Annotated in this window: 23 protein-coding genes; 13 read left to right on the top strand and 10 right to left on the bottom strand. The window is 65.7% G+C overall.

Going from position 1 to position 24,391, the window contains the following annotated elements; translation table 11 throughout:
• Positions 1-3 precede the first annotated feature (3 nt).
• The gene (locus ACO07D_RS14700; protein ID WP_421703697.1) at positions 4-1,101 is read left to right on the top strand and encodes an ABC transporter ATP-binding protein; all 1,098 of its coding nucleotides are present in this window, start codon (positions 4-6) and stop codon (positions 1,099-1,101) included.
• 30 nt (positions 1,102-1,131) lie between these two features.
• On the opposite strand, the gene ACO07D_RS14695 is transcribed toward ACO07D_RS14700, so the two are convergent.
• The 5 genes from ACO07D_RS14695 to ACO07D_RS14675 form a co-directional block, all read right to left on the bottom strand.
• A complete protein-coding gene (locus ACO07D_RS14695; RefSeq protein WP_421703696.1) occupies positions 1,132-3,138 on the bottom strand; it encodes a hydantoinase/oxoprolinase N-terminal domain-containing protein in 2,007 nt (668 codons plus the stop codon).
• A 93-nt stretch (positions 3,139-3,231) separates the two neighbouring features.
• Complete coding sequence (gene modC, locus ACO07D_RS14690; RefSeq protein WP_421703695.1) at positions 3,232-4,320, bottom strand: molybdenum ABC transporter ATP-binding protein; 1,089 nt, start codon at positions 4,318-4,320, stop codon at positions 3,232-3,234.
• Positions 4,317-5,012, bottom strand: a complete 696-nt coding sequence (modB, locus tag ACO07D_RS14685) for a molybdate ABC transporter permease subunit (RefSeq protein WP_421703694.1) — start codon at positions 5,010-5,012, stop codon at positions 4,317-4,319. Before modB ends, modC begins: the two co-directional genes overlap by 4 nt.
• Positions 5,009-5,755, bottom strand: coding sequence for a molybdate ABC transporter substrate-binding protein (gene modA, locus ACO07D_RS14680; protein WP_421703693.1), 747 nt, complete (start codon positions 5,753-5,755; stop codon positions 5,009-5,011). Before modA ends, modB begins: the two co-directional genes overlap by 4 nt.
• A 56-nt stretch (positions 5,756-5,811) precedes the next feature.
• The gene (locus ACO07D_RS14675) at positions 5,812-6,180 is read right to left on the bottom strand and encodes a winged helix-turn-helix domain-containing protein (protein WP_421703692.1); all 369 of its coding nucleotides are present in this window, start codon (positions 6,178-6,180) and stop codon (positions 5,812-5,814) included.
• 220 nt (positions 6,181-6,400) lie between these two features.
• Here ACO07D_RS14675 and ACO07D_RS14670 point away from each other — a divergent pair, with 220 nt between their 5' ends.
• The 3 genes from ACO07D_RS14670 to ACO07D_RS14660 are packed head-to-tail and all read left to right on the top strand — an operon-like array spanning position 6,401 to position 7,368.
• Positions 6,401-6,550 (top strand): hypothetical protein, encoded by a 150-nt coding sequence (locus ACO07D_RS14670; RefSeq protein ID WP_421703691.1) that lies wholly within the window; start codon positions 6,401-6,403, stop codon positions 6,548-6,550.
• 20 nt (positions 6,551-6,570) lie between these two features.
• Positions 6,571-6,900: a TfoX/Sxy family DNA transformation protein gene (locus tag ACO07D_RS14665; RefSeq protein ID WP_421703690.1), complete on the top strand. Its 330-nt coding sequence runs from the start codon at positions 6,571-6,573 to the stop codon at positions 6,898-6,900.
• 48 nt (positions 6,901-6,948) lie between these two features.
• Entirely contained in the window at positions 6,949-7,368 is a 420-nt protein-coding gene (locus ACO07D_RS14660; protein ID WP_421703689.1) for a DUF4112 domain-containing protein, read from the top strand.
• On the opposite strand, the gene ndk is transcribed toward ACO07D_RS14660, so the two are convergent.
• Entirely contained in the window at positions 7,365-7,787 is a 423-nt protein-coding gene (gene ndk, locus ACO07D_RS14655; RefSeq protein ID WP_300514345.1) for a nucleoside-diphosphate kinase, read from the bottom strand. The genes ACO07D_RS14660 and ndk overlap by 4 nt on opposite strands.
• Before the next feature lie 74 nt (positions 7,788-7,861).
• Complete coding sequence (locus ACO07D_RS14650; RefSeq protein WP_421703688.1) at positions 7,862-9,028, bottom strand: multidrug effflux MFS transporter; 1,167 nt, start codon at positions 9,026-9,028, stop codon at positions 7,862-7,864.
• A gap of 312 nt (positions 9,029-9,340) precedes the next feature.
• Here ACO07D_RS14650 and ACO07D_RS14645 point away from each other — a divergent pair, with 312 nt between their 5' ends.
• From ACO07D_RS14645 to ACO07D_RS14635, 3 genes are all read left to right on the top strand, one after another.
• Positions 9,341-11,191 carry an ABC-F family ATP-binding cassette domain-containing protein gene (locus ACO07D_RS14645; protein WP_421703687.1) on the top strand — a complete coding sequence of 617 codons (1,851 nt, stop codon included), beginning with the start codon at positions 9,341-9,343 and terminating at the stop codon, positions 11,189-11,191.
• A gap of 169 nt (positions 11,192-11,360) precedes the next feature.
• Positions 11,361-11,990: a MarC family protein gene (locus ACO07D_RS14640; RefSeq protein WP_421703686.1), complete on the top strand. Its 630-nt coding sequence runs from the start codon at positions 11,361-11,363 to the stop codon at positions 11,988-11,990.
• 74 nt (positions 11,991-12,064) lie between these two features.
• Positions 12,065-12,643: a retropepsin-like aspartic protease family protein gene (locus ACO07D_RS14635; RefSeq protein ID WP_421703685.1), complete on the top strand. Its 579-nt coding sequence runs from the start codon at positions 12,065-12,067 to the stop codon at positions 12,641-12,643.
• Positions 12,644-12,879: 236 nt separating this feature from the next.
• Here the strand turns inward: ACO07D_RS14635 and ACO07D_RS14630 are convergent, their stop codons facing one another.
• Both ACO07D_RS14630 and ACO07D_RS14625 read right to left on the bottom strand, forming a co-directional pair.
• Positions 12,880-13,341, bottom strand: a complete 462-nt coding sequence (locus ACO07D_RS14630; protein WP_421703684.1) for a DNA polymerase III subunit chi — start codon at positions 13,339-13,341, stop codon at positions 12,880-12,882.
• A gap of 10 nt (positions 13,342-13,351) precedes the next feature.
• Positions 13,352-14,827, bottom strand: a complete 1,476-nt coding sequence (locus ACO07D_RS14625; protein WP_421703683.1) for a leucyl aminopeptidase — start codon at positions 14,825-14,827, stop codon at positions 13,352-13,354.
• A 253-nt stretch (positions 14,828-15,080) separates the two neighbouring features.
• Between ACO07D_RS14625 and lptF the strand changes: the two genes are divergently transcribed.
• The 6 genes from lptF to rsmA are packed head-to-tail and all read left to right on the top strand — an operon-like array spanning position 15,081 to position 22,607.
• Complete coding sequence (gene lptF / locus ACO07D_RS14620; RefSeq protein ID WP_421703682.1) at positions 15,081-16,226, top strand: LPS export ABC transporter permease LptF; 1,146 nt, start codon at positions 15,081-15,083, stop codon at positions 16,224-16,226.
• Entirely contained in the window at positions 16,223-17,317 is a 1,095-nt protein-coding gene (lptG, locus tag ACO07D_RS14615; protein ID WP_421703681.1) for an LPS export ABC transporter permease LptG, read from the top strand. The genes lptF and lptG overlap by 4 nt, the downstream gene beginning before the upstream one ends.
• Entirely contained in the window at positions 17,314-19,485 is a 2,172-nt protein-coding gene (locus ACO07D_RS14610) for an LPS-assembly protein LptD (protein WP_421703680.1), read from the top strand. Before lptG ends, ACO07D_RS14610 begins: the two co-directional genes overlap by 4 nt.
• A 31-nt stretch (positions 19,486-19,516) precedes the next feature.
• Complete coding sequence (locus tag ACO07D_RS14605; protein ID WP_421703679.1) at positions 19,517-20,791, top strand: peptidylprolyl isomerase; 1,275 nt, start codon at positions 19,517-19,519, stop codon at positions 20,789-20,791.
• The gene (pdxA, locus tag ACO07D_RS14600) at positions 20,788-21,771 is read left to right on the top strand and encodes a 4-hydroxythreonine-4-phosphate dehydrogenase PdxA (protein WP_421703678.1); all 984 of its coding nucleotides are present in this window, start codon (positions 20,788-20,790) and stop codon (positions 21,769-21,771) included. The genes ACO07D_RS14605 and pdxA overlap by 4 nt, the downstream gene beginning before the upstream one ends.
• Positions 21,768-22,607: a 16S rRNA (adenine(1518)-N(6)/adenine(1519)-N(6))-dimethyltransferase RsmA gene (rsmA, locus tag ACO07D_RS14595; protein ID WP_421703677.1), complete on the top strand. Its 840-nt coding sequence runs from the start codon at positions 21,768-21,770 to the stop codon at positions 22,605-22,607. Before pdxA ends, rsmA begins: the two co-directional genes overlap by 4 nt.
• Positions 22,608-22,684: 77 nt before the next feature.
• Here rsmA and ACO07D_RS14590 read toward each other — a convergent pair whose 3' ends face one another.
• Positions 22,685-24,295, bottom strand: a complete 1,611-nt coding sequence (locus ACO07D_RS14590) for a chloride channel protein (RefSeq protein WP_421703676.1) — start codon at positions 24,293-24,295, stop codon at positions 22,685-22,687.
• Positions 24,296-24,391 lie beyond the last annotated feature (96 nt).

Raw genomic sequence — 24,391 nt, 5'->3', positions numbered from 1 at the left:
CCCATGGCCCCCATTCTGAACATCCAGAACCTCTTCAAGAACTATGGGTCGACCGAGATCCTGAAGGACATCAACGTCGCGATCGAACCCGGGGACTTCCTGGTGCTGGTCGGCCCCTCGGGCTGCGGCAAGTCCACCCTCTTGAACTGCATCGCCGGGCTGGAACCGATCACCAGCGGATCGGTCGAGATCGGCGGGCGCGACATGACCGAGGTCAGCCCAAAGGACCGCGATATTGCCATGGTGTTCCAGAGTTATGCGCTCTACCCCACCATGTCGGTGGCCAAGAACATCACCTTCGGCATGAAGGTTCGCGGCGTTGATCAGGCCACGCAGGAGCGCAAGCTGCAGGAAGTGGCGCAGCAGCTGCAGATCGAGCAGCTGTTGAACCGGCGCCCCGGCCAGCTGTCCGGCGGCCAGCGCCAGCGCGTCGCCATGGGCCGCGCCCTGGTGCGCGATCCTAAACTGTTCCTGTTCGACGAGCCGCTCTCCAACCTCGACGCCAAGCTGCGCGTGGAAATGCGGACCGAGATCAAGAAGCTGCACCAGAACCTGGGCGCCACCATGGTCTATGTGACCCACGACCAGATCGAGGCGATGACGCTGGCCACCAAGATCGTCGTGCTGAAGGGTGGGATCGTGCAGCAGATCGGTTCGCCTGCGGAGATCTATAACCGCCCCGCCAACCTCTTCGTGGCGGATTTCATGGGCAGCCCGGCGATGAACCTGATCCCGGCGCGGGCCAAGGCGAACGGCTCCGGCACCAAGATCGAGATCACCCGCGAGGGCGCCGCGCCGCTGGTTCTGACCGACACCCATGCGCGTGACCTGCCCGAGGACGTGATCCTGGGTCTGCGGCCCGAGGATATCGCCGAGGCGGGCTTCCGCGCCGGTGAGGACGTGCAGGAGGCCGAATGCCTGATCGAGATGGTGGAACCGGCGGGCGCCGACACCTTCGTCGTCTCGCACCTGGGCGGCAAACAGGTCACCGCGCGCCTGCACGCGGAAACCAGCGCCAAGTCGGGGGAAAGCCTGTCGCTGGCCTTCGACCTCAGCAAGGTGTCCTACTTTGCACCGGGCACCGGTGAGCGGCTGAACTGATCGGCAGAGCAGGAAGCAGAAGCCGCCGGGTCAATGCGCGATGCGCGGGCGCCCGGCGGCTTCGACATCCACCCGGGCGTCGATGAACATCTCGGCCCCTTCGATCAGGGTCATCTGCACATCGCGTTCAGCGTGTACGCGAATACCCTCGGCCCCGGCGGCGCGCGCCTCTGTCTCGGCAAGGGCGCGCAGCACCTCTTCCAGCCGGTCCAGCGCCGGATCCAGCGCCGGGAAATCCACCGGCCCCTCCTCCAGATGCACGCGGTACACCCCGTTCGAGGGGCTGGTGACAGAGCCCGAGTGCCGGATTGTGACCCGCCCGACCACGGCACCCACGGCATTGGCCACACCGGCATGTTCCGGCAGCTGCATCTCGCAATGCAACCGTTTGCCCACCGCCGGGTAATAGGTGGGCGCCGAGGCCCCCAGCCCGATCACCGGCAGGTTCAAACCGGCATCCATGCGCAGCATGCCGCGATGCCCGGCCAGCCCCTGCCAGGTCAGCACGTGGCGCGCCAGTTCTTCGGGCGGCAGATCGAACGTGCCTTCGGCCTCCTCGGCAAAGGCGGTTTCCAACAGGGCCACGGCGGTCTGGTCGGTCAACTCGTCAATGACCATCTGCGCCATCGCCTCCACGCCCTCGGCCATCAGCTGCCCTGCCCCAGTGCGTTGAAGGGCAAACAATTCCAACGCCTTGCGCCCCGCATCCGCATCCCAGCTGTCGCTGAGCCCCAAGGCGTGCGCAGCGTCCGACGGGGTCACACCCGACACCTGAACCAGCCCGCGATCCACAAGGCGGACCAGCGCCAGCCTGTCCAGTCGTGTCGTCAACACCGCGCCCAAGGGGCGCACATCATCGCCAATACGTTCGAGCAGTGCCAGGTCGCGCCCGCTGACCCCATGGCGGGCCAGACCAGGAACCGCCTGCACGAAACGGGCGTGGTTCTCGTCCCAAACGCCCGTGCGCAGCTGGTGATCCAGCACGTCATGCACCAGCTCGGGCGCTTGTGTCGCGACCAGGGACACGGGCAGAACCCGGCGCGGACCCAGGTGCAGCCCGCCCGCCAGCCCCGCCGCCTTGAAATGCAGCTCACTGTCGCCGCCCAGGCCAGTGGTGCGCATCGCGACCGCCTCGACCATGGTGCGGAAAGGACCGACGCGGGCGCCTTCCGGGTCAATCGCCGGACGCCCATCGCGCAGAACCGCCACGTCCGTGGTCGTACCGCCAATGTCACTGACCAGCGCGTCACTGGCCCCGGTCATCCAGCGCGCCCCGACGATCGAGGCGGCCGGGCCGCTCAGAATGGTTTCGATCGGGCGTTCCAGCGCGAAATCGGCCGAAATCAGCGCGCCATCACCACGCACCACCATCAGGGGGGCGTGCACGCCGAGTTCTCCCAGCCGGGTCTGGGCGCGGGTGATCAGTCGGTTGATCATGCCGATGAGCCGCGCGTTCAGGATCGCCGTGATCGCCCGTTTCGGCCCGTTCAGCTTGGCCGACAGATGATGCGAAGCACTGATCGGACGGCCGGTGGCCTGGTGAATGACCTCGGCCACGCGGCGTTCATGTGCGGCGTTGCGAGTGGCGAACTGCGCGGCGACGGCAAACCCGGAGACTTCGTCGCCATGTGCGTTCAGCCAGCTGCGCAAACTGTCCTCGTCCAGCGGATGTTTCTGCTGACCGGCGTGGTCATGGCCGCCCTCGATGCACAGCACCGGGTCGCCCGCCATCGCCTCGTCCAGCCCGTGTTTGGCCAGGTCCTTTTCCGAGAAGCCCACAAGCACCAGCGCAACCCGTTCGCCCTGCCCTTCGATCAGCGCATTGGTGGCCAGGGTGGTCGACAGCGAAGCCAAGGTCACCTCACCCGGGTCCACTTGAGCCTCGGTCAGCACCGCCTCGACCGCACGGCCGATGCCCAGCGCCAGATCTTGCCGCGTTGTCAGGGACTTGGCAGAGGCGATCACCACCTCCTCGTCGCGGATCAGCACCGCGTCCGTGTAGGTCCCGCCGGTGTCCACCCCAAGCGAAAGCGTCATCTTGTTCCCTCCTGTCGCGCCCGACAGGCGTAGCGATCCAGGCCGCCCGCCGCCCACCTGTTTTCGACCTCGCATGTCGCTTTCACGCAAATGTCACGCGCCGCCGCCCACGTCACCGGGCGCGATAGAGACCGTCTTGACGATGGCGTGGCAGGCAAGTCCGGGCCTCAGGCCCAACGCGGCGACAGAACGGCGCGTGACCCGGGCCAGCACCCGGCCCGCAGGCGTGGTCAGGGCGACCACCGCGCCCGGTCCGTCCCCCGCCCGCACCGCATCCACGGTCCCTGACAGCACGTTCAGGGCCGAGATCCGCCCCGGCGCATCCAGAGAAAGGGTCACGTCCTGGGCGGCAATACGCACCCGAATGGGATGGCCCGGTGGTTCCGCGATATGCGGCAGGAACAGCGGCACACCGCCCGCGTCCAGCTCGGTCAGCCCGTCGTCATGATGCGCCTTGACCCGCGCCTCCAGCACGGCGCCGATGGCACGCGGACCAGCGGGGCGAAAGCCGGGGTCGCTGAACAGTTCGCCCGGTGGGGCCATGCGGGACACCCGCCCGCGCTCCAGCGCCACAACGGTGGTGGCAAGCCGCGCAACCTCGGCGGGCGAATGGCTGACATAGAGGATCGGGATCCCCGCCTCATCCCGAAGCCGTTCGAAATAGGGCAGAATTTCCGCCTTGCGTGCCTCATCGAGGGCGGCAAGCGGTTCGTCTGCCAAGATCAGGCGCGGTTTGGCCAGAAGGGCGCGGCCAATGGCAACCCGCTGCTTTTCCCCCCCAGACAGCGCGCCGGGGCGACGGTCGAGCAGTGGGCCGATGCCCAGCATCTCGACCACCCGGGCCATGTCCTCGCCGGGGCCATGGCGGCGGGTGAACCAGGCGCCATAGCGCAGGTTTTGACGCACGGACAGGTGGGGGAACAGGCGCCCCTCCTGAAAGATATAGCCCAGGCGGCGCTTGTGCGGCGGCAGGTGATGGCGGCGCGCTGTATCACACAGCGTCCAGTCCCCCACCGCGATCCGCGCCTGGTCTGGGCGTGCGAGCCCCGCCACCGCATTCACGACCGAGGTCTTGCCGGTGCCCGAGGCCCCGAACAGCGCGGTCAGCCCGGCGGGCGCGTCGAAATCCACCTCCAGGTCGAAGCCCGCCAGACGCTGGCGTATGTGCACCGACAGGCTCATGCGCCGCCCACCCGTTTCGCCAGCCTACGCGCCAGCAGTTCAGAGGCCAGAAGCGCGCCCATCGCCACGGCGACCGAGATCAGGACAAGGCGCAGCGCGGCCCCCTCGCCACCCGGCACTTGCAGGAAAGCATAGATGGCGGAGGGCAGGGTCTGGGTCTGGCCCGGGATGTTCGAGACGAAGGTGATCGTCGCGCCGAACTCGCCCATGGCCTTGGCAAAGCCCAGGATCACCCCGGCCAGCACGCCAGGCAGGATCAGAGGCAGTGTCACGGTTAGGAAGACCCAGACGCGCGAGGCGCCAAGCGTTGCGGCGGCCTGCTCCAGCTTGGGGTCCACCGCCTCGATCGACAGGCGCATGGCGCGCACCATCAGGGGAAAGCCCATGACCCCTGCGGCCAGGGCCGCGCCGGTCCAGCGGAAAGCGAAGCTGATCCCGACGGCTTGCAAAGCACCACCAACGGGCGCGGTCGGGTTGAAGGTCAGCAGCAGGAGGTAGCCGGTGACCACCGGCGGCAGCACCAGCGGCAGGTGCACGAGCCCGTTCAGCACCTGCTTGCCCGGAAACTCCCACCGCGCCAGGGCATGGGCGACAAACAGGCCCAACGGCAATGCGGCCAGCGTCGCCCAGGTCGCGACCTTCAGCGACAGGGCCAGGGCCTGCCATTCGTCAGGGCCAAGCCAGCCGCTCATTCAGACACCTCGGTAAAGCCTTCTTCGGTTAGGATTTTCTGCGCATCAGAGGACTTAAGCCAGGCAAGGAACGCTGCCGTCTCGGGACGTGCGGTCACGGTGGCGGCAACCGGATAGGTGATCGGAGGATGGCTGTCCGCCCGGAAGGTTGCCACCACGGAGACCCGCGGGTCGGCGGTGGCATCAGTGGCATAGACCACGCCCAGCGGGGCGGCACCCACTGCAACCAGGGCCAGGGCGGTGCGGGCGTTGTCGCTTTGGGCGACTTGTCCGGCGATCTGATCCCAAAGACCAAGGTTTTCCAGCGCCGCCTTGCCGTAGATGCCGACCGGCACGGCCTCGACCAGGGCCATGGCGAGGCGCCCATCGCCCAGCTGGGCGATCAGGTCGAAACCGGCGGTGATTTCAACCGGCTCCGCCGCCTCGCGCCCCACCAGAACCAGGCGATTGCCGACCAGGTCAAAGCGGGTCTCTGCCGCGATCAGCCCGCCCTCTTCCAACGCATCCATCCAGCCCGGGTTGGCCGAGATGAAGACATCCGCCGGTGCGCCCAGCTGGATTTGCCGCGCAAGAGCCGAGCTGCCCGCGTGGGAGCGGGTCACGCGATGCCCCGTTGCGGCCTCGAACCCTTCCGAGATCCGATCCAGCGCGGTTTTCATCGAGGCGGCGGCAAAGACCGTGACCTCCCCCGCCCAGAGCGGCGTGGTGAACAGGATCAGCAGAAGGGCGAGCAGGTGACGCATGGCGGGTCCGTTATTTCCCTTCGGACATAACGAAAACGCAACACGAAAGGCAAGCGTTATTCCCCATCGGAAATATCGCCCAGCATCTGTTGCAGCCGCGCAATATGGTCGGCTCCGGCCTCCTGTGCGACCTCTTCCAGGGCGCGGAACTCGGCTAGCACCACCAGGCCTTCCTCGGTCACCACCGCGCCGCCACCCTTGGCCCCGCCGCGGCTCGATACCACCAAGGGCGCGCGGAACATCGCATTCATCGCCTCGACCAACTGCCAGGCACGCTTGTAGCTCATGCCCATCTCGCGTCCCGCCGCGGCGATCGAGCCGGTACGGTCGATCCGCTCCAACAGCTCGGCCTTGCCGGGGCCCATCCAGTCATCGGAGGTAAAGACCAGGCGCAGGCGGAAACGGGGATCGGGGGGCGTGCTCATGGGCCGACTGTGCACCGAGCCCCCGCCGACCACAATCCCCCCATCGCGCGCATTCACCTTGGGTTTACCAGCGCTTGCGATCCCCCATGCGCGCCACATTTCTGCCGGGAGGGCACCGCAATCCTCGCGCATGCTGAACGCTCTCCCCGCAAGAGGGGGACACAGGACGGCAGGGAAAACTCATCAGCCGGAAGCCCCGGCGCAACGAAAGGAACGACCCATGGCGTCCCAACACGATCCCCGCAAACCGGCCCCGCAGCCGCAAAACCCGCGTAAGCTGCACGCCGACAAGACCGCGCAGGACAAGGCCAAGACCCCTGCCCCGAAAAAGGACGTCCCCGTGGTGTTCCAGGACTGGGCGAGCATCTGAGCCTGGGCTAAACTCGGGCCATGAGCGCCCCAGTTTCCTCCATCCGCAACCTTGGGCCCGCCTCCGACGCGGCCTTTGCCCGCGCGGGCATCCACACGGCGGACGAACTGCGCGCCCTGGGTCCGGACAAGGCCTATGCCATGTTGCTGGAGACGGGCACGAAGCCGCATTTCATCGGCTATTACGTGCTGGTCATGGGGCTGCAAGGGCGACCCTGGAACGACTGCAAGGGCAAGGAGAAGGCCGCGCTGCGGGTCAAATTCGACGCGCTGAAGGCCGCGCACCAACCTGCGCAAAAGACTGATTTCGAACGCATTCTGGACGAAATCGGCATCCGCCCCGCAGAATAGGCGCAAGGCCCCCCTTCACATTTCCGCGATCATCCCCACATCAATGTTATGGACATTAACATTGAAGCTCGCCTGCAAAAGCTCGAAAAGCTGGCCTACCGGCTTGAGAACCTGTTGCCCATCCCGGGCACGGATCTGCGGTTCGGTGTGGATGCCGTGCTGGGCCTTGTCCCCGTGGTGGGCGACGTCGTGGCGGTGATCCCCGGCGCCTATATCATGGTCGAAGCCTACGACATGGGCGCCTCCCGCCGTCTGCTCATCCGCATGGGGCTGAACCTGGGCGTCGACGTGGTGATCGGCCTGGTGCCTGGGATCGGTGACCTCTTTGACGTGGCCTGGAATGCCAACACTCGCAACGTGGCGCTGTTGCGCCGCCACCTTGAAACGCAAACCGCCCACGCCGAATGGGCGCGGGCGGCTGTTGATGTCGATCCGGCCTCCGTTCAGGACGCCGAAGGGGCGATTTAGCCCACCAGCTCGAGACCGGAGAAGAAGAAGGCGATTTCCACGGCGGCGGTTTCCGGGGCGTCCGAACCGTGCACCGAGTTTTCGCCGATCGACAGGGCGAATTCCTTGCGGATGGTGCCTTCGGCGGCCTCGGCCGGGTTGGTGGCGCCCATGACTTCGCGGTTCTTCGCGATGGCGTCTTCACCTTCCAGAACCTGAACCACGATCGGCTCGGAGATCATGAACTCGCACAGCTCGTCGAAGAAGGGGCGTTCCTTGTGCACGCCGTAGAACTCCTGCGCCTGGGCCAGGGTCAGCTGGATGCGCTTGGAGGCGACGATGCGCAGGCCGGCTTCTTCGAATTTCGAAGCGATGACACCGGTCAGGTTGCGCTTGGTGGCGTCGGGTTTGATGATCGAGAAGGTGCGTTGAATGGCCATGATAGGCTCCTGTCGTTTGGGTGTTCGAATTTGGCGCGCGAATACCATGGGCAGACGCGTTTGAAAAGCGTGGATTACGCAGGCGCCGCGCGCGCCTCCATCCGCTGCACGGCGAGGGCTGCGATGAGCCCGACCGCGCTGATTGCCGACATCAGGATCAGCAGGACGACCGGGCCCAGCGCACCCCCGGACAGGGTGGCGGCCAACGACGTAAAGACCGCCCCACCCGCAATGGTCAGCGCGCCCGACAGGCCCGAGGCGCTGCCGGCAAGCTTCGGGTTCACGCTCATCACACCTGCATTGGCACCCGGCAGGGTCAGACCGTTGCCCAACCCCACGAAGATCGCGCCGCCGAACAGAACCAGCGGATGCATTGCGCCTGCCCAGAGCAGGGTTGCGCCCGCGAGCGGCCCCAGCGTTGCGACCCAACGGCCCAGTACCACGATACGCGTGCGCCCCAACCGGGTGGCATAGCGGCCGGTCAGGTAGTTGCCCAGCATGAAGCCACCGGAGATCGACCCCATGCCCAGCCCCAGCAGCGCCGAAGTCAGCCCAAACGCCCCTTCGCCCACCAGGGGGGCACCACCCATGAAGGCATAGAAACCACCGATCGAGCAGACCAGGCAGATGGTCCAGGCCCAGAAGACCGGCTCGCGCATCAGGGTCGGATAGGTGCGAAACTGTGCGGAGAAGGAGGCGGACGGTTCCACGAGTGTCTCGCCCCAGTCGCGCCAGGCGATACCCAGCATCACCGCGCCCATCACCGCATAGGCCACGAAATTGGCGCGCCAGCCGAAGAGCTGGTCCAGCACCCCGCCCAGCATCGGCCCCAACAGGGGCGCCAGCGCCATGGCCATGCCCATGATGCCCAACTGCCGTGCGGCCTCGTCCGGCTCATGCAGGTCCCGCACCACCGCGCGCGACAGGACCATGCCCGAGACAATCCCGCCTTGCGCCACACGAAAGCCGAGGAAAACCCAGACACTTGTCGCCAGCAGGCAGCCGACCGAGGCCAGCGTGAACATCACCAGCCCGGCCAGGATCACCGGCCGCCGCCCGATCAGGTCGGCAAGCGGCCCCATGATCAGCTGCAAGACCGCCGAAACCGCCAGGTAGCCGCCGATCGACAGCGACACCAGCGCATAGTCCGCCTCCAACCCCACGGCGATCTGGCGCAGGGAGGGCAGGAACATGTTCAGCGACAGCACCGACAGCCCGGTGAGCAGGACAAGCGTAGTCATGGTGGGTGGGGTTCTGGTCATCGAAATCTCCCGGACCCACAAGCGGTAGCGGCTGGGGGGTGGGATGGCAATGGGGTGGAAGGCGCAGCCGCGACGCGCCCGCCCCTGGGTGGGCGCTCCACCACAGGAGTTTGATGGCACTCGAACGCTGCGATCGATACGTTTCCGCAGAATGAAACGCTGCAAGGTGCCCTCCCCTGGGGAGGGTCGGGCGCGTCGCGGCTTCGCCGCTCCGGGGCGACACGTCTTCGCGGATGCCCATGAGACTTCCCCCTCTGGCGCCCCCCTGCCCCCTCTGCTAGACCGCGCCCCATGTTGCGCATTTCCGATATCACCTACGCGGTCGAGGGCCGCCCTCTGTTCGAGGGGGCAACCGCGACCATCCCGGACGGTCACAAGGTCGGCCTGGTCGGCCGCAACGGCACCGGCAAGACCACTCTGTTTCGCCTGATCCGAGGCGAGCTGAGCCTGGAATCGGGCGATATCTCGGTCCCCAAGGGCGCACGCATCGGCGGGGTGGCGCAGGAGGTTCCGGCCTCCGAGACCTCGCTCCTGGACACGGTGCTGGCCGCCGATACGGAACGCGCGAGCCTGATGGCCGAGGCGGATACGGCCACCGACCCCAGCCGCATTGCCGAGATCCAGACGCGGCTCGCCGATATCGACGCCTGGTCGGCAGAGGCGCGCGCCTCGTCAATCCTGAAGGGCCTGGGGTTCGACGATGAACAACACGCCATGCCCTGCAGCGCCTTCTCGGGCGGATGGCGCATGCGCGTGGCCCTGGCGGCGGTGCTGTTTGCACAGCCCGACCTGTTGCTGCTGGACGAGCCGACCAACTACCTCGATCTCGAAGGGGCGGTCTGGCTGGAGCAATACCTTGTGCGCTACCCGCACACGGTCATCATCATCTCGCACGACCGGGGGTTGCTGAACCGCTCGGTCGGCGCGATTCTGCACCTCGAGGACCGCAAGCTGACGCTCTATCAGGGGCCCTATGACACGTTCGCAGAAACCCGCGCTGCGCGGCTGGCGGTGGCCGAGGCCGAAAACAAGCGCATCGAGGCGCGCCGCGCCCATCTGCAAAGCTTCGTCGATCGCTTTCGTTACAAGGCCTCGAAGGCCGTACAGGCCCAGTCCCGCCTGAAGATGATTGAGCGGCTGAAGCCGATCACCACCCCGCAGGAAGCGGCCTTGCGGGCGTTCAGCTTTCCCTCACCCGAGGAGCTGTCGCCGCCGATCATCGCCATCGAAAGCGCTGCCACGGGCTATGGTGGCATGCCGGTCCTGTCGCGCCTGAACCTACGCATCGACCAAGACGACCGCATCGCGCTTCTGGGCAAAAACGGCCAGGGGAAATCCACTCTTTCCAAGATGTTGTCAGGTCGCCTTGAAGTGCTTTCGGGACGCTTGACCCAGGCCTCCAAGCTACGCATCGGCTATTTCGCGCAGCACCAGATGGACGAGCTTTACCCGGACGAGACGCCCATCGACCACCTGCGCCGGTTGCGCCCGGACGAAACACCCGCCCAACTGCGGTCGCGCCTGTCGGGCTTCGGGCTGAACGCGGACCAAGCGGAGACGCTGGTCGCGAAATTGTCCGGTGGGCAGAAGGCACGCCTCACGCTGCTGATCGCCACCATCGACGCGCCGCACCTGCTGATCCTCGACGAACCGACCAACCACCTGGACATGGAAAGCCGTGAGGCCCTGGTCGAGGCGCTGACCGCCTATTCCGGCGCGGTGGTGCTGGTCAGCCATGACATGCACCTGTTGAGCCTGGTGGCCGACCGGCTGTGGCTGGTGAACAAGGGGCGGGTCACGCCCTATGAGCAGGACTTGGAGGCCTACCGCGCCGAGCTGCTGGCCAAGGATCCGACGGACAAACCGGCCAAACCGGCCTCCGGCAAGCCCAAACGCCCCGACCGCGACAAGATCCTCGCCCTGCGCGCCGACCTGCGCAAATGCGAGGCCCGGATCGAGAAGCTGACCGAGATGCGCGAGAAGCTTGATGCGAAACTGGCCGACCCGGCGCTCTATGAACCCGGCAAGGCAGGCGAAATCGCCCAATGGCAGAAGAAACATGCCGAGGTGATGGAGGGTTTGGACCGCGCCGAAGCGCTGTGGATGGAGGCGCAGGAGAGGCTGGACGCGGCCGAGACCTAACAGCCCGCGTCGGAGCGCAGCGACGCCCGGCGCAGCCGGGCACCCCCGCCCCGCAGGTGAAAATTCTTCGAAGAATTTTGCTGCCGGTGGCGCGCGCTGCGCGCGCGATCATCGCGCCCGTCAACCGCGCGCCCTTGCCCTACACTCCGGTTACCGCTAACCAGCGCCCATGACCGACCTGCCCGCCCTCATCTCGGCCTTTGCCACGCTTTTCGTGATCATCGACCCCATCGGGTTGATGCCGATCTTCGTCGCCCTGACCAAGGGTGCCACACCCCGGCAACGCCGCACCATTGCGATCCGTTCGCTGGGCATTGCCGCCCTGTTGCTGACGCTCTTCGGCCTGCTGGGCGAAGCGGTGCTGGGATTCCTCGGCATCTCCATGGCCGCTTTCCGCATCGCAGGCGGGCTGCTGCTGTTCCTGACCGCACTGGACATGCTCTTTGAACGCCGCACCCAGCGCCGCAAGGACCAGTCCGAAACCGCCCTGGACCCGGCCGACGACCCGTCGGTCTTCCCGCTCTCGACCCCGCTGATCGCGGGCCCTGGCGCAATTGCTGCGATGATCCTGCTAACCGGTCAGGCCGACGGCGCGCTTGGGCTCGCGGCAGTGTTGGGCGTCATGCTGGCGGTTCTGGCCGTGGTCATGATCTTCTTTCTTGCCGCCGACGCACTGGAGCGCCTTCTGCGCGAGACCGGCATCAACGTGCTGACCCGCCTGCTGGGCATGCTGCTGGCCGCCCTGGCCGTGCAATTCGTGCTGGATGGGCTCGCGGACTTCGGGGTCATCGCCGGTTGAGACCGTGACATGCCACCGCATTGTGGCATTCTCTCCCACAAAGCCTATATCCTTGTCATGGCAAGGGAGTTTCCATGAGTGAGAATGAGTACGGACGGCTGATCTACCTGGGACTGCTCGGCGCGGCCATCGTGGCCTATTTCATCGCCGACAACCGGCAATCGCTGGGCAAGAATGTGCGTACGGCCATCGTCTGGGGACTTCTGTTCCTGGGGCTCGTCGCCGGGTATGGGCTGTGGGAGGGCGTCCGCTCTGACATCCTGCCGCGCCAGACCCTGACCTCATCCGGCCAGATCGAAGTCCCGCGCGGTTTTGGCGGCCATTTTCACCTGGTGCTGCAGTTGAACGGAGAGCCGGTCGAATTCATCGTCGACACCGGCGCCTCCGACGTGGTGCTCAGCCGCCAGGACGCCCAGCGCGTCGGCATCGACCTGGGCAGCCTCACCTACCTGGGTCGCGCCTCCACCGCCAATGGCGAGGTGCGCACGGCACCCACCCGTATCGAAACGGTTGAGCTCGGCAATATCACCGACCGAAACCTGCGCGTGGTGGTGAATGAGGGCGAGATGGAGGGCTCGCTTCTGGGCATGACCTACCTGCGCCGTTTCGAAAGCCTGGAAATCCGCGGCGACCGGTTGATCCTGACACGGTAGGAATTGGGGGCCAGCCCCCAAAACCCCCGGGATACTTTCGGAAAGATGAAAAGAGGGCCGCCCGAACTGAGGGCAGCACCTCGCCCGGCCTGGCCGTGTCCTCCGGCTTTCAGCTTTCCCAAAATTTCCCGGGGGAGTGCCACAAGACCCGCAAGGTCTTGTCGCCTGGGGCAGCGCCCCCACCCACAGAAATCAAGCGTCGCGCAGCGACACCGTTTGGCAACGCCGGACACGCGCTACTTGCTCTCGGCCTTCATTTCCCAGCGGCCGGTTTCCTGGCTCCAGTACTTGGCCTTGACCCCGGCTCCGGTCAGCGCCTTCCACTGGCCGCGCGCATGGTCCACTGCTTGCGGATCGTTTCCGTCGAACAGGATCATCGCCCGGGTCAGCCCTGTGAGTTCTTCAGACGTCACATCCGCTCCATCAATCGACACCAGCGCCGCCGCGCCATTGGGCAAGGCGTCATCGGTGGTCAGCAGGATCGGCTGATCCGCATCATGCGGCCCGCCCGCACGGCCATGTGGCAGGAACCCTTCCTCGGGCCCCAGCCACAGTTTCTCGTCCAACCAGGCGATGCGCCGTGCCTCCCGCCCCCGCACGACCACGCGCCATCCAGCCTCCAGCGACTTGCCCAGAAGAAAGGGCAAGGTCGCCTCCAGTGGCGCGTGGGTCATGTGGTAGAAGTAGACTTCGCTCATCGCCTTTTGCTCAGCCTTCCTGCAGATCGGCAATCAGACGGTTCAGCGCCAGGACGCCCCAACCGGTCGCGCCCTTGGGCGCCAGTGGCGTGCCTGAGGATGCGGTGGCCGTGCCCGCAATATCCAGGTGGATCCAGGGCGTGCCATCCTTGACGAAGCGCTGCAGGAACTGCGCCGCGGTGATCGAGCCCGCGGCCCGGCCACCAACATTCTTCATGTCCGCCTTGTCCGACTTCAGAAGCTTGTCATAGGCCGCGCCCAGGGGCATGCGCCAGGCGCCTTCGCCCTCGACCTCGGCGGCCTTCAGGAAGCTCTTGCACAGCGCGTCGTCGTTCGAGAAGACGCCGGTGTTCTCGTTGCCCAGACCGATGATGATCGCACCGGTGAGGGTGGCCAGGTCGATCATGCCGGCGGGATTATACTTCTCCTGCGCGTACCACATGATGTCGCACAGCACCAAGCGCCCCTCGGCATCGGTATTGATCACCTCGATCGTGTCGCCCTTCATCGAGGCGACAATGTCACCCGGGCGCTGCGCGCGGCCGTCGGGCATGTTTTCGACCAGGCCGACGATGCCAACCACATTGGCGTTCGCCTTGCGCAGGGCCAGCGCCTTCATCGCGCCCGCCACGGTGCCCGCGCCGCCCATGTCCATGGTCATGTCTTCCATGCCGCCCGCCGGTTTCAGGCTGATGCCGCCGGTGTCAAACACCACGCCCTTGCCGATCAGCGCGAAGGGTCGCGCGTCCTTGTCGCCGCCCTTCCATTCCATCACCACGACCTTGGACGGGCTTTCCGAGCCCTGCCCGACGCCCAGAAGCGCACGCATGCCCAGCTCTTCCAGCTCGGCTTCTTCCAGCACGGTGACCTCGAGGCCGATCGCCTCCATCTCCTTGAGGCGGCTGGCGAATTCAGTGGTGGTCAGCACATTCGACGGCTCGTTGACCAGATCACGGGTCATGAAGACGCCTTCAGCCAGGGCGGCCAGTGTGTCGGCCTTGCCAGTGGCTTCTTCGACCTTGTTGACGGTAAAGGTCAGGCTGCCCTCCTTCACCTCGCCCGCCTCGCCGGTGCGGTGCGGATTGAATTTGTAGGCGCGCAGCATGGCGCCCAGGGCCAGTTCCTCACCATGGCGGATTGTGTTTGCGACGACCAGGACCGGCTTGCCCGCGCCCGCCTTGCCGATCGCGCCGCCCGCCTTGCGCACGTCCAGCACCGGAGCACGGCGATCCAGGCGCACCACCTGCACCGCTTCGGCGGCCATGCCCGAGGGCCAGGGCAGCTCAACCGCGTCGCCGGCTTTCATCTTGGCAAAGCCTTCGCTGTCACGCACACGTTCCAGCGCGCCACGGGTCAGCCGGTTCACCCGGCGCGCGCCCTTGTCCAGCGGCCCGTCGCCCGACAGGAACACCACCACGCGGCCCGGGGCGGTGGCCAGCGCCTCCAGATCCAGTTCGACAAACTTGGCTTGGGTCACAGACGTCATGAATACTCTCCTGTCAGACGGGTTCGCCGCCATTGGTAGCGGTCACGGGCGGGTTTGACCAGACGCCCCGGCCACCGCGCCTGTCGGCAATTTGTCGCCCAGCCTGCGTCTCGCGCGCGTCCCTGTTTTGCAAGGCGTGCGACAGCTTCGGCAAAATGCCCCGCATATCACGGGAATTCCGGGCAAAAGCAGTTTTCCCCGCCCCGCCGATCCGTTAGAACCGAACCACTGCAAAAGCGCTTTGGGGGAAGCATTGGCAAGATTCGACAGATACCTGCTGTCACAGCTGACGGTGCTGTTCGGCTTCTTTGCCCTTGTGCTGGTGCTGATCTACTGGGTGAACCGCGCCGTGCGCCTGTTCGACCAGCTGGTGGCAAACGGCGAAAGCATCCTTGTTTTCCTGGAGTTCACGGCCCTGACCCTGCCGTCAATGATTGCCGCCGTGGTGCCCTTCGCAGCTCTTGCTGCGGCGATCTTCGTTACCAATCGGTTGAGTTCGGAAAGCGAGCTGGTGGTGGCCGAAGCTGCGGGCTATTCACCCTTCCGCCTGGCCCGACCCGTGCTGGCCTTCGGCCTCATCGCCGGGCTGTTCGTGGCGCTTCTGACCCATGTGCTGGTGCCCACCAGCCAGAAACGCCTGGCCGAACGTCAGGCCGAGATCGCCCAGAACATCACCGCGCGCTTCCTCGCCCAGGGCTCGTTTGAACACCCCGCCGACGGGATTACACTCTATATCCGCGAAATCACACCCGAGGGCGAGCTGCGCGACCTGTTCCTGACCGACACGCGCGAGGCCGCGCGCCACGTAACCTACACCGCTCAGCGCGCCTTGGTGGTGCGGGCCGAGGCTGGCCCGAAACTGGTCATGTTCGACGGGTTGGCGCAGATCCTCTCCACCCGCGACGGAGGGCTGTCCACCACCACCTTCGACGATTTCACCTATGACCTCGGCGCGTTGATCCAACAGGGCATGATCCCGGCGATCACCCTACGCACCCTCTCCACCGTCGAGCTCCTGACCGCGCCCGAGGCACTGCAACGCGTGTTGAACACCCCCCGCGCCGCCTTCCTGGCCGAAGGGCATGAGCGAACGGGCCGCGCGGTCATGACCCTGGTCGCCGCTCTGGTCGGGTTTTCGGTGCTGATGCTGGGCAGTTTCAGCCGGTTTGGCCTGTGGCGCCAGATGCTGGGCGCGGCGGTTCTGTTCATCCTGCTGTTGACGCTGGACAATTCCATGTCGGATGCAGCGCGCAGCGACGACATGGGCTGGATGCTGGTCTATCTGGCGCCGCTCGTTGGTCTGTTCGTCTGTGCCGCGGTCCTGTGGGTTTCGGCCCGCCCGGCCCTGTTCACGCGCCGTCCGAAGGCGCCCAAACCCGTCGGGGAGCTGCCCGCATGACGCTGCATTTCTACATCGCGCGGCGCTTCCTGCGGTCTTTCGTGATCACCGCGCTGATCCTGGCCTGCATCTTCATGCTGATGGACATGCTGGAGCAGGTCCGCAAATACGATGCAACCCAGGTCGGGTTCGGCGAGCTTCTGCAACTGGTGGCCACCAACATGCCCGAATGGATGTACCGCATCCTTCCCCTGGTGGTGATCCTGTCGACCCTGTCGATGTTCCTGGGCTTGGCGCGGAGCTCGGAAATGGTGGTGACACGCGCGGCGGGGCGATCAGCGCTGATCACCCTGGTCGCTCCGGTGCTGACCGTGCTGGCCATCGGCCTTGTGTCGCTGGCCGTGTTCAACCCCTTGGCCGCCGCGACCGCCAAGCAATATGACCTGCTGGCGGCGAAATATGCAGGCAACACAAGCCAGATCCTGTCGATCTCGACCGAAGGGCTGTGGCTGCGCCAGGGCAATGACACCGGCCAGACGGTGATCCACGCCCAGCGCTCGGGCGTAACGGGGACCCAGCTGTTTGACGTGACCTTCTTCGCCTTCGACACCGATGGCCGCCCCCTGACCCGGATTGTCGCAACCGAGGCAAGGCTGGACGTAGGCCGCTGGGCGCTGCGCGACGCCAAGGTCTGGGATCTGACCTCCAAGAACCCCGAAACCCGGGCAATCACCCATCGGGTCTATTGGGTGGCCTCGAACCTGACCCAGACCCAGATCGAGGACAGTTTCGGCAACCCGTCGACCATTTCCATCTGGGATCTTCCAAGCTTCGTCGCGCAGTTGGAGCAAGCCGGGTTTTCGGCCCGTGCGCATAAGGTCTGGTTGCAGATGGAGCTGGCCACACCGCTGTTCCTGATCGCCATGGTGCTGATCGGGGCGGGTTTCACCATGCGCCACACACGCTTCGGTCATACCGGGCTGATGGTGCTGATGGCGCTGATCTTCGGCTTTGGCATCTATTTCATCCGCAATTTCGCGCAGATCCTGGGTGAAAACGGGCAGATCCCCGTCATGATTGCCGCTTGGACCCCGCCGGTGGCGGCGATCCTGATGTCACTGGGCATCCTTCTGCATCTGGAGGACGGATGATGAAGAGCCGCAAGATGCGCCTGCGCAGCACTCTGGCCGCCCTGGCCCTGAGCGTCGCCCTGCCCTCGACCCCGCCCCCGGCGCTGGCTCAATCCGGCCCCGCCCAATCCGCCGCGACCACGCTGGTGGCCGATAGCGTGCGCACCACCGGTCCCGGCCAGATCGAGGCGACAGGCAATGTCGTCGTGCTGCATGACGGCGTGCGCCTCAGCGCCACGCGCCTCAGCTACGACCGCACCAATGACACGTTGGAGATCGAGGGGCCGATCACGCTGACCCAGAACAGCGGCGCGGTGATCGTGCTGGCCGATGCGGCCGAGCTGTCGACCGACCTGTCCGAAGGGATTATGCAAAGCGCCCGGGTTGTGCTGGACCAGCAGATGCAGATCGCCGCAGCGGAACTCAACCGCGTCGGCGGGCGTTATACCCAGGCAGCCAAGGTCGTTGCATCGTCCTGCGAGGTCTGCCTGGCCCGCCCGACTCCGCTGTGGGAGATCCGCGCCCAGGAAATGGTGCATGATGCCGAGGAACGGCAGCTCTATTTCTCCAATGCCCAGTTCCGGGTGATGGGCATGCCCGTGTTCTGGCTGCCCCGCCTGCGCATGCCCGACCCGACGCTTGACCGGGCCACCGGGTTCCTGGCGCCACGCCTGTCGACGTCGACCCGACTGGGCAAGGGGCTGCGTGTGCCCTATTTCTTCCGCCTCGGCGACCACGCCGACCTAACGGTTACGCCTTTCGTGACCTCGAACACCAACACGGTCGAGCTGCGCTATCGGCAGGCCTTCACCAAGGGACGCATTGCGTTCGATGGCGCGGTCAGCGACGACGACCTACTACCAGGGCGCGCCCGGTGGTATCTGTTCGGCGGCGGCCAGTTCGAGGTTGGACGCGATTTCCGGCTCGATTTCGGCATCGAACAGGTGTCGGATGAAAGCTATCTGACCGATTACGACTATAGCGATACTGACCGTCTGGAAAGCCACGTGGCCCTGTCCCGCACACGGCGGGACGAGTTCATCCTGGCCGGGCTGACCCAATATGAAACCCTGCGTGCGGACGAGATCGACAGCTCGGGCGAACTGCCCTTTGGTCAGGCCGAGTTCCTCTATGAAAGGCGCTATGACGGCACCATGGGTGGTGGTGGCTTCTGGCAGGTTTCGGGCGATACCTACTGGCGCGAGAGCGAAGATCCGGTCGGCGGCGCGGGCCGCGACGGCGCGCGGTTGAGTTTTGCCGGGGAATGGCGACGCGACTGGGTGCTTGCCGGTGGAATCGAGGCCGAGCTGCGCGGACGTGTCGATGCCGACAGCTACTGGGTTTGGCAGGATGACAGCGCCTTTACCACCAACTCCGCGCATATCACGCCCACTGCCGGGGTGACCCTGCGCTACCCGATGTCACGCACCACGGACTCCGGTGCGCTTGAGGTGCTCGAACCGGTGGCACATCTGGCCTGGACCGACCGTGTGGGCGCTGACGTGCCCAATGAGGACAGCACCCTTGTCGAGTTTGACGAGACAAACCTGTTCTCGCTCGACCGCTTCCCCGGCCAGGACGCGATCGAAACCGGCTCGCGCGCTGCCCTGGGTTTGACCTGGACCCGCTTCAACCCCACAGGCTGGACCTATTCCCTGGCCGCCGGACGGGTCTGGTACAATCAGGACCTGGATCAGTTCAGCACCGTATCGGGCCTGTCCGGCGATGCCTCTGACTGGCTGGTGGCCGGGCAGGTCCAGCTTGCCGACCGCTTCGCTCTGCAGGCCCGTACCCTGTTCAGCACCGAGGATTCGATCAACAAATCAGAAGTCCTGGCGATGTTTCAAAACGACCGTTTCGCCTTTGCCACCGGACATATCTGGGTCGATGCCGATCCCGCCGAGGGGCGCGATGCCCCGGTGCATGAATGGAGCTGGGATTCGACCCTCCAGATCAATGACAACTGGCGCGCCAGCGCGGACTGGCGCTATGACCTTGACCTCGACAACCTGACCAAGGCCGGGCTTGGGCTGGAATACAGTAATGAATGCGTCAGCGTGGACCTTTCCCTCTCGCGTCGCTTCACCTCATCGACTAGTGTGAAGCCGACCACGAATATCGGGCTCGGCATTTCGCTGAACGGTGTGGGTGGCCGCCGCGGGTCGCGAGGGGCGACATGTGCGCGATAGAAGACGGACTGACAACGTGGGTAGATTGAAGATGAAGGCCATTGTTACTTCGCTGACACGCCGGGCCGGGGCCCGGATTTCCGGATTGGTATCGGCCTTGGGCCTGGCCGTTGGGCTGGGGTTGAGCCTGGGGACGTCCCTTCCGGCCACGGTGCAGGCGCAGAACCTTTTCGCACCAGTGGTCAAGGTGAACGATCAGGTTGTCACCGCCTACGAACTGTCCCAACGCATTGCTTTCATGCGACTTTTGCGGGCACCAGGCGATCTGGAACAGATTTCACTGGACCGCCTGATCGAAGAACGTCTGCAACTGGATGCAGCCCGCCAGATGGGCATTCAACTGAACGAGGAAGCCCTGCAGGCGGCCATGACCGAATTTGCCGGTCGCGCCAATCTTGAGGTGGATGCCTTCCTCACCGCCATTGCCCAGGAAGGTGTCGCCGCCGAAACCTTCCGCGATTTCGTCGGCGTCGGTGTCTTGTGGCGCGAAGTGGTGCGCGCGCGTTTCGTCTCCCGTGTACAGATCACCGAGGCAGAGATCGACCGCGCCATTGCGCTGACCCAGCCGGGTGCCGGGGTCCGTGTGCTGCTGTCCGAAATCATCCTGCCTGCCGACACGCCTGAAAACCAGCGCGCCAGCCTGGCCCGGGCCGAGCGTCTGGCGCAAATCAACACCTTGCCCGCCTTCGCCCAGGCGGCGCGCAACTTCTCGGTTTCGCCCTCCAAGGCGCGCTCGGGGCGCATGGACTGGATCGATCTGGCCGACCTGCCGCCGCAGGTCGCCGCCAAGGTGCTGCCGCTGAGCCCCGGTCAGGTCTCCGAACCGATCCCGGTGCGTAACGCCATCGCCCTGTTCCAGATGCGTGACATCCTGGAAACCGACAGCGCCGCACCCGAAGATGTCTCGATCGAGTTTGCCAGCTATTTCCTGCCCGCAGGCGACCAGGCGCAGGCCGAAAAGGTGCGCCGCCAGGTCGACACCTGTGACGACCTCTACGGCGTCGCCAAGGGCCAGCCGGAAGAGCGCCTGGTGGTCGAAGTGCTGCCAGTTGCCGACATCCCGGCGGATTATGCGATGGAACTGGCCCAGCTGGACGAAGGCGAGGTGTCGACTGCCCTGACCACCGCCGACGGGCAGAACATGGTTTTCCTCATGCTCTGCGGCCGGACCCGTGTTCTGCCGGAAGAGGTCTCGCGCGAAGAGATCGTCTCCCAGCTACGCAACCAGCGCATCGTGGCCTATGCAGACAGTTTTCTGGAAGAACTGAAAGCAGACGCTCACATCGAGTATCTGGACGGCGAATGATCGCGCCCGCAAAGGCTGTGCCCATTGCGCTGACCATTGGCGAACCGGCCGGGATCGGTCCGGACCTCGTGCCTCAGGCCTGGGAAGCTCTGCGCGGGGAGCTGGATTTCGTCCTACTGGGCGACCCAAGCCACCTGCCTGCTGGCACGGCCTTCGAATGCGTGGACAGCGCGGCGGATGCCGCTCGTGTCATGCCCAATGCGGTACCGGTGCTGCGGATGGATTTCGACGCACCGCGCCATCCGGGCCAAGCCGTCGCCGCCCATGCCCCCCATGTGATCGAGGCAATCGCGCGCGCAGTAGCGCTCGTGCAAGCAGGAGAAGCATCGGCCATCTGCACCGCCCCCATTCACAAGAAGGCGCTGAAGGACGGCGCGGGCTTCGCCTTTCCCGGCCATACCGAATATCTGGCCCACCTGGCGGGCGCCTCGGACGTGGTGATGATGCTGGCCTGCGAGGAGCTGCGCGTGGTGCCCGCGACGATCCACATCCCGATCCATGACGTGCCCACCCGCCTGACCCGCGAGAGCCTGGAGCAGACCATCCGGATCACCCACGCCGACCTGCAAAGTCGCTTTGGCATCGCCGCCCCGCGCATTGCCGTGGCCGGGCTCAACCCACATGCGGGCGAAGGCGGCGCCATGGGTATGGAAGAGATCGAGATGATCGCCCCCCTGCTGGACGATCTGCGCGCGCAGGGCCTTGATATCCAAGGGCCGCTGCCCGCCGACACCATGTTCCACCCGGCCGCGCGCGCGCGTTATGACGTCGCGATCTGCATGTACCATGACCAGGCGCTGATCCCGATCAAGACACTGGATTTCGACCGCGGCGTGAACGTGACCCTGGGCCTGCCCTTCATCCGCACCTCGCCCGATCACGGCACCGCCTTCGACATTGCGGGCAGCGGCTGGGCCAACCCCTCTTCCCTCATCGCGGCCCTGCGCATGGCCGCCCAGATGGCAAAGGCCACCGCATGAGCACGATCGACAGCCTGCCCCCGCTTCGCCAGGTGATCGAGTCCCACGGGCTGGTCGCCAAGAAGTCGCTGGGGCAGAACTTCCTCCTTGATCTGAACCTGACGTCGAAGATTGCGCGCCAGGCGGGCGACCTGTCCGAATGCGACGTGTTGGAGGTCGGCCCCGGTCCCGGCGGGTTGACCCGCGGGCTGTTGGCCGAAGGGGCTCGCAAGGTGCTCGCGGTGGAAAAGGACAGCCGCGCCATGGGTGCGCTTGCCGAGATCGCCGAGGTCTACCCGGGCAAGCTCGAAACCATCAATGCCGACGCGCTCGATCTGAACCCGCTCGATCACCTGACCCCGCCGATCCGCATCGTCGCCAACCTACCCTATAACGTAGGCACCGAACTGCTGGTGCGCTGGCTGACCCCCAAGGATTGGCCACCCGCCTGGGAGAGCCTAACGCTCATGTTCCAGCGCGAAGTGGCGCAGCGCATCACCGCACAGCCCGGGTCCAAGGCCTACGGTCGCCTGGCGACCCTGGCCCAGTGGCGCACCCAGGCGACCATCACCATGGAACTGCCGCCCGAAGCCTTTTCCCCGCCGCCCAAGGTGCACAGCGCCGTAGTGCATCTGAAAGCGCTGCCCGAACCGCGTTTCCCCGCCGATGCAAACAAGCTGCAAAGCGTGGTCGCCACCGCCTTCAACCAGCGCCGCAAGATGCTGCGCGCCTCGCTCAAGGGGCTGCATCCGGAGATCGAGGAGGTGCTGACCTCTGTCGGCATCAAACCCACAGCGCGGGCCGAAACCATCGAGCTGGAAGCCTGGTGCGCCCTGTCGAGGGCTTTGCAAGGCTGAGGCAGATGCCCGCCCGAGCGGCGACACAGCTCGCTGCGAGATATCACGCGCGCCGCAGGCGCAGCGCTTGGCGGCACTCAGGAATGCTCCTCCGCCGCCGTGGCCGCCAGCGCGCGGTTGAACGCCTTCAAGGCATCGACCTGAAAGACCGACCCCCAGAGCTCCGGCGGATCCCCTTCCCCCCGCAGGGTCACCACCGGGATGAACAGCGCGCCGGAGCTTTCAAAGATCGGCATGACCGTCTCCAACGTTGCGTTGCCGTCAACATAGACCCCCTGCTCGATCAGCTCCCAACAGATCTCCTCCGGCGCACTGTTGGGGGCGTCGGCAGGGCGCATGATCTTGGCCACCCGCACCGTGGCCAGAAGGTAGGCCTGCGGCCCGGCGGCCAGGTGGATGTTGCGCCGCTCCAGTTGCGTAAGAAAGAAGGACCGGTCGACCAGGCGGCTTGCCAGCGCCGAGGACAAGCTGACCGCCGCCATCACCGCGATGCCGGTCTGCCAGTCACCGGTGAGTTCAAAGATGATCAGCGTGGTCGAGATCGGCGCGCCCAGCACCGCCGCCGCGACTGCGCCCATTCCGGCCAGCGCATAGATCGTCTCGGACCCCGACACATCCGGGAAGATCGCCGTGGCGATGATGCCGAAAGCCAGCCCGGTCAGGGCACCGATCATCAGCGCGGGCGAAAAGACCCCGCCCCCCATGCGCCCCGCCATGGTGATCGCCACAGCAATCACCTTCAGGACGGCGAAGATGACCGCGTTCCACAACACCAGTTCTCCGGTCAGCGCGAGCGAGGTCGTCTCGTAGCCGACGCCAATGATGTGCGGATACCAGATTGCCATGGCGCCCAGCATCAGTCCGGTCAGCGCGGGGCGCAGGATGCTCGGAAGACGCAGCCAGGACACCACCGTGGTGCCCAGATCATCGGCAAAGAAGATCGCCTTCATCAGCACGACCGCCACCGCCCCGCAGATCACCCCGAGGATCAGGAAGGCGGGCAGTTCGACATAGAAGGCCAGCGAGCCTTCGGCGGGCAAGATGAACTCGGTCACGTCGCCATATTCGATCCGGTTGATCACCGTGCCCGCAACGCTGGCAATGGCGATAGGCGCGAATGCATGGACCGCAAAGTGGCGCAACACGACCTCGAGCGCGAAAAGCGCGCCTGCGATTGGCGCATTGAAACTGGCCGACACGGCGGCGGCCACGGCGCAACCCAGCAGGTCGCGCCCGGTAATTCCGTTGGCGTTGATCCGGGCCGATACCCAGGCCGACATGACGGCCGCCATATGCACCACCGGTCCCTCCCGACCGGTCGAGCCTCCCGTGGACAGGGTGATGAAGGAGGCCAGTGCCGAGCCAACGCCCGCGCGCCGTTCCACGCGACCTTCCCACAGGGCTGCGCCCTCAATCACATCGGCGACGGATCGCACCCGTCCGTCATGGGTGAACCAGTTCAGAACCGCGCCCACGACAAGCCCGCCAATTGCGGGCAGCAGAAGCACCCAATACCAGGGCAAGGTGCCGGCCCAGCTATGCAGGTGCGCAATGTCATCGGTTCCGTAAAGAAACCCCTGCAACCCTTCGATTCCCTTGCGAAAAAACAGGGCAGCAAACCCGGCGGCCACACCGATCACAAGGGCGATCAGCCAGAACTGGACCTGGCTCGGCCCCCGCTCGCGCATGACCTCCCAGGCCTGCTTGACCTCGGCACGAAATTGTCGGGCCCACCGAGATAGAAACAATTTTAACGGCTCGCCCATGCCTACCCCGATTCAGTA

The sequence above is a fragment of the Aliiroseovarius sp. genome (assembly GCF_965228805.1).
Lineage (GTDB): Bacteria > Pseudomonadota > Alphaproteobacteria > Rhodobacterales > Rhodobacteraceae > JASBTN01.
Note: the sequence above shows the minus strand (reverse complement) of the source record. Positions and strands in the feature narration are given on the sequence as shown.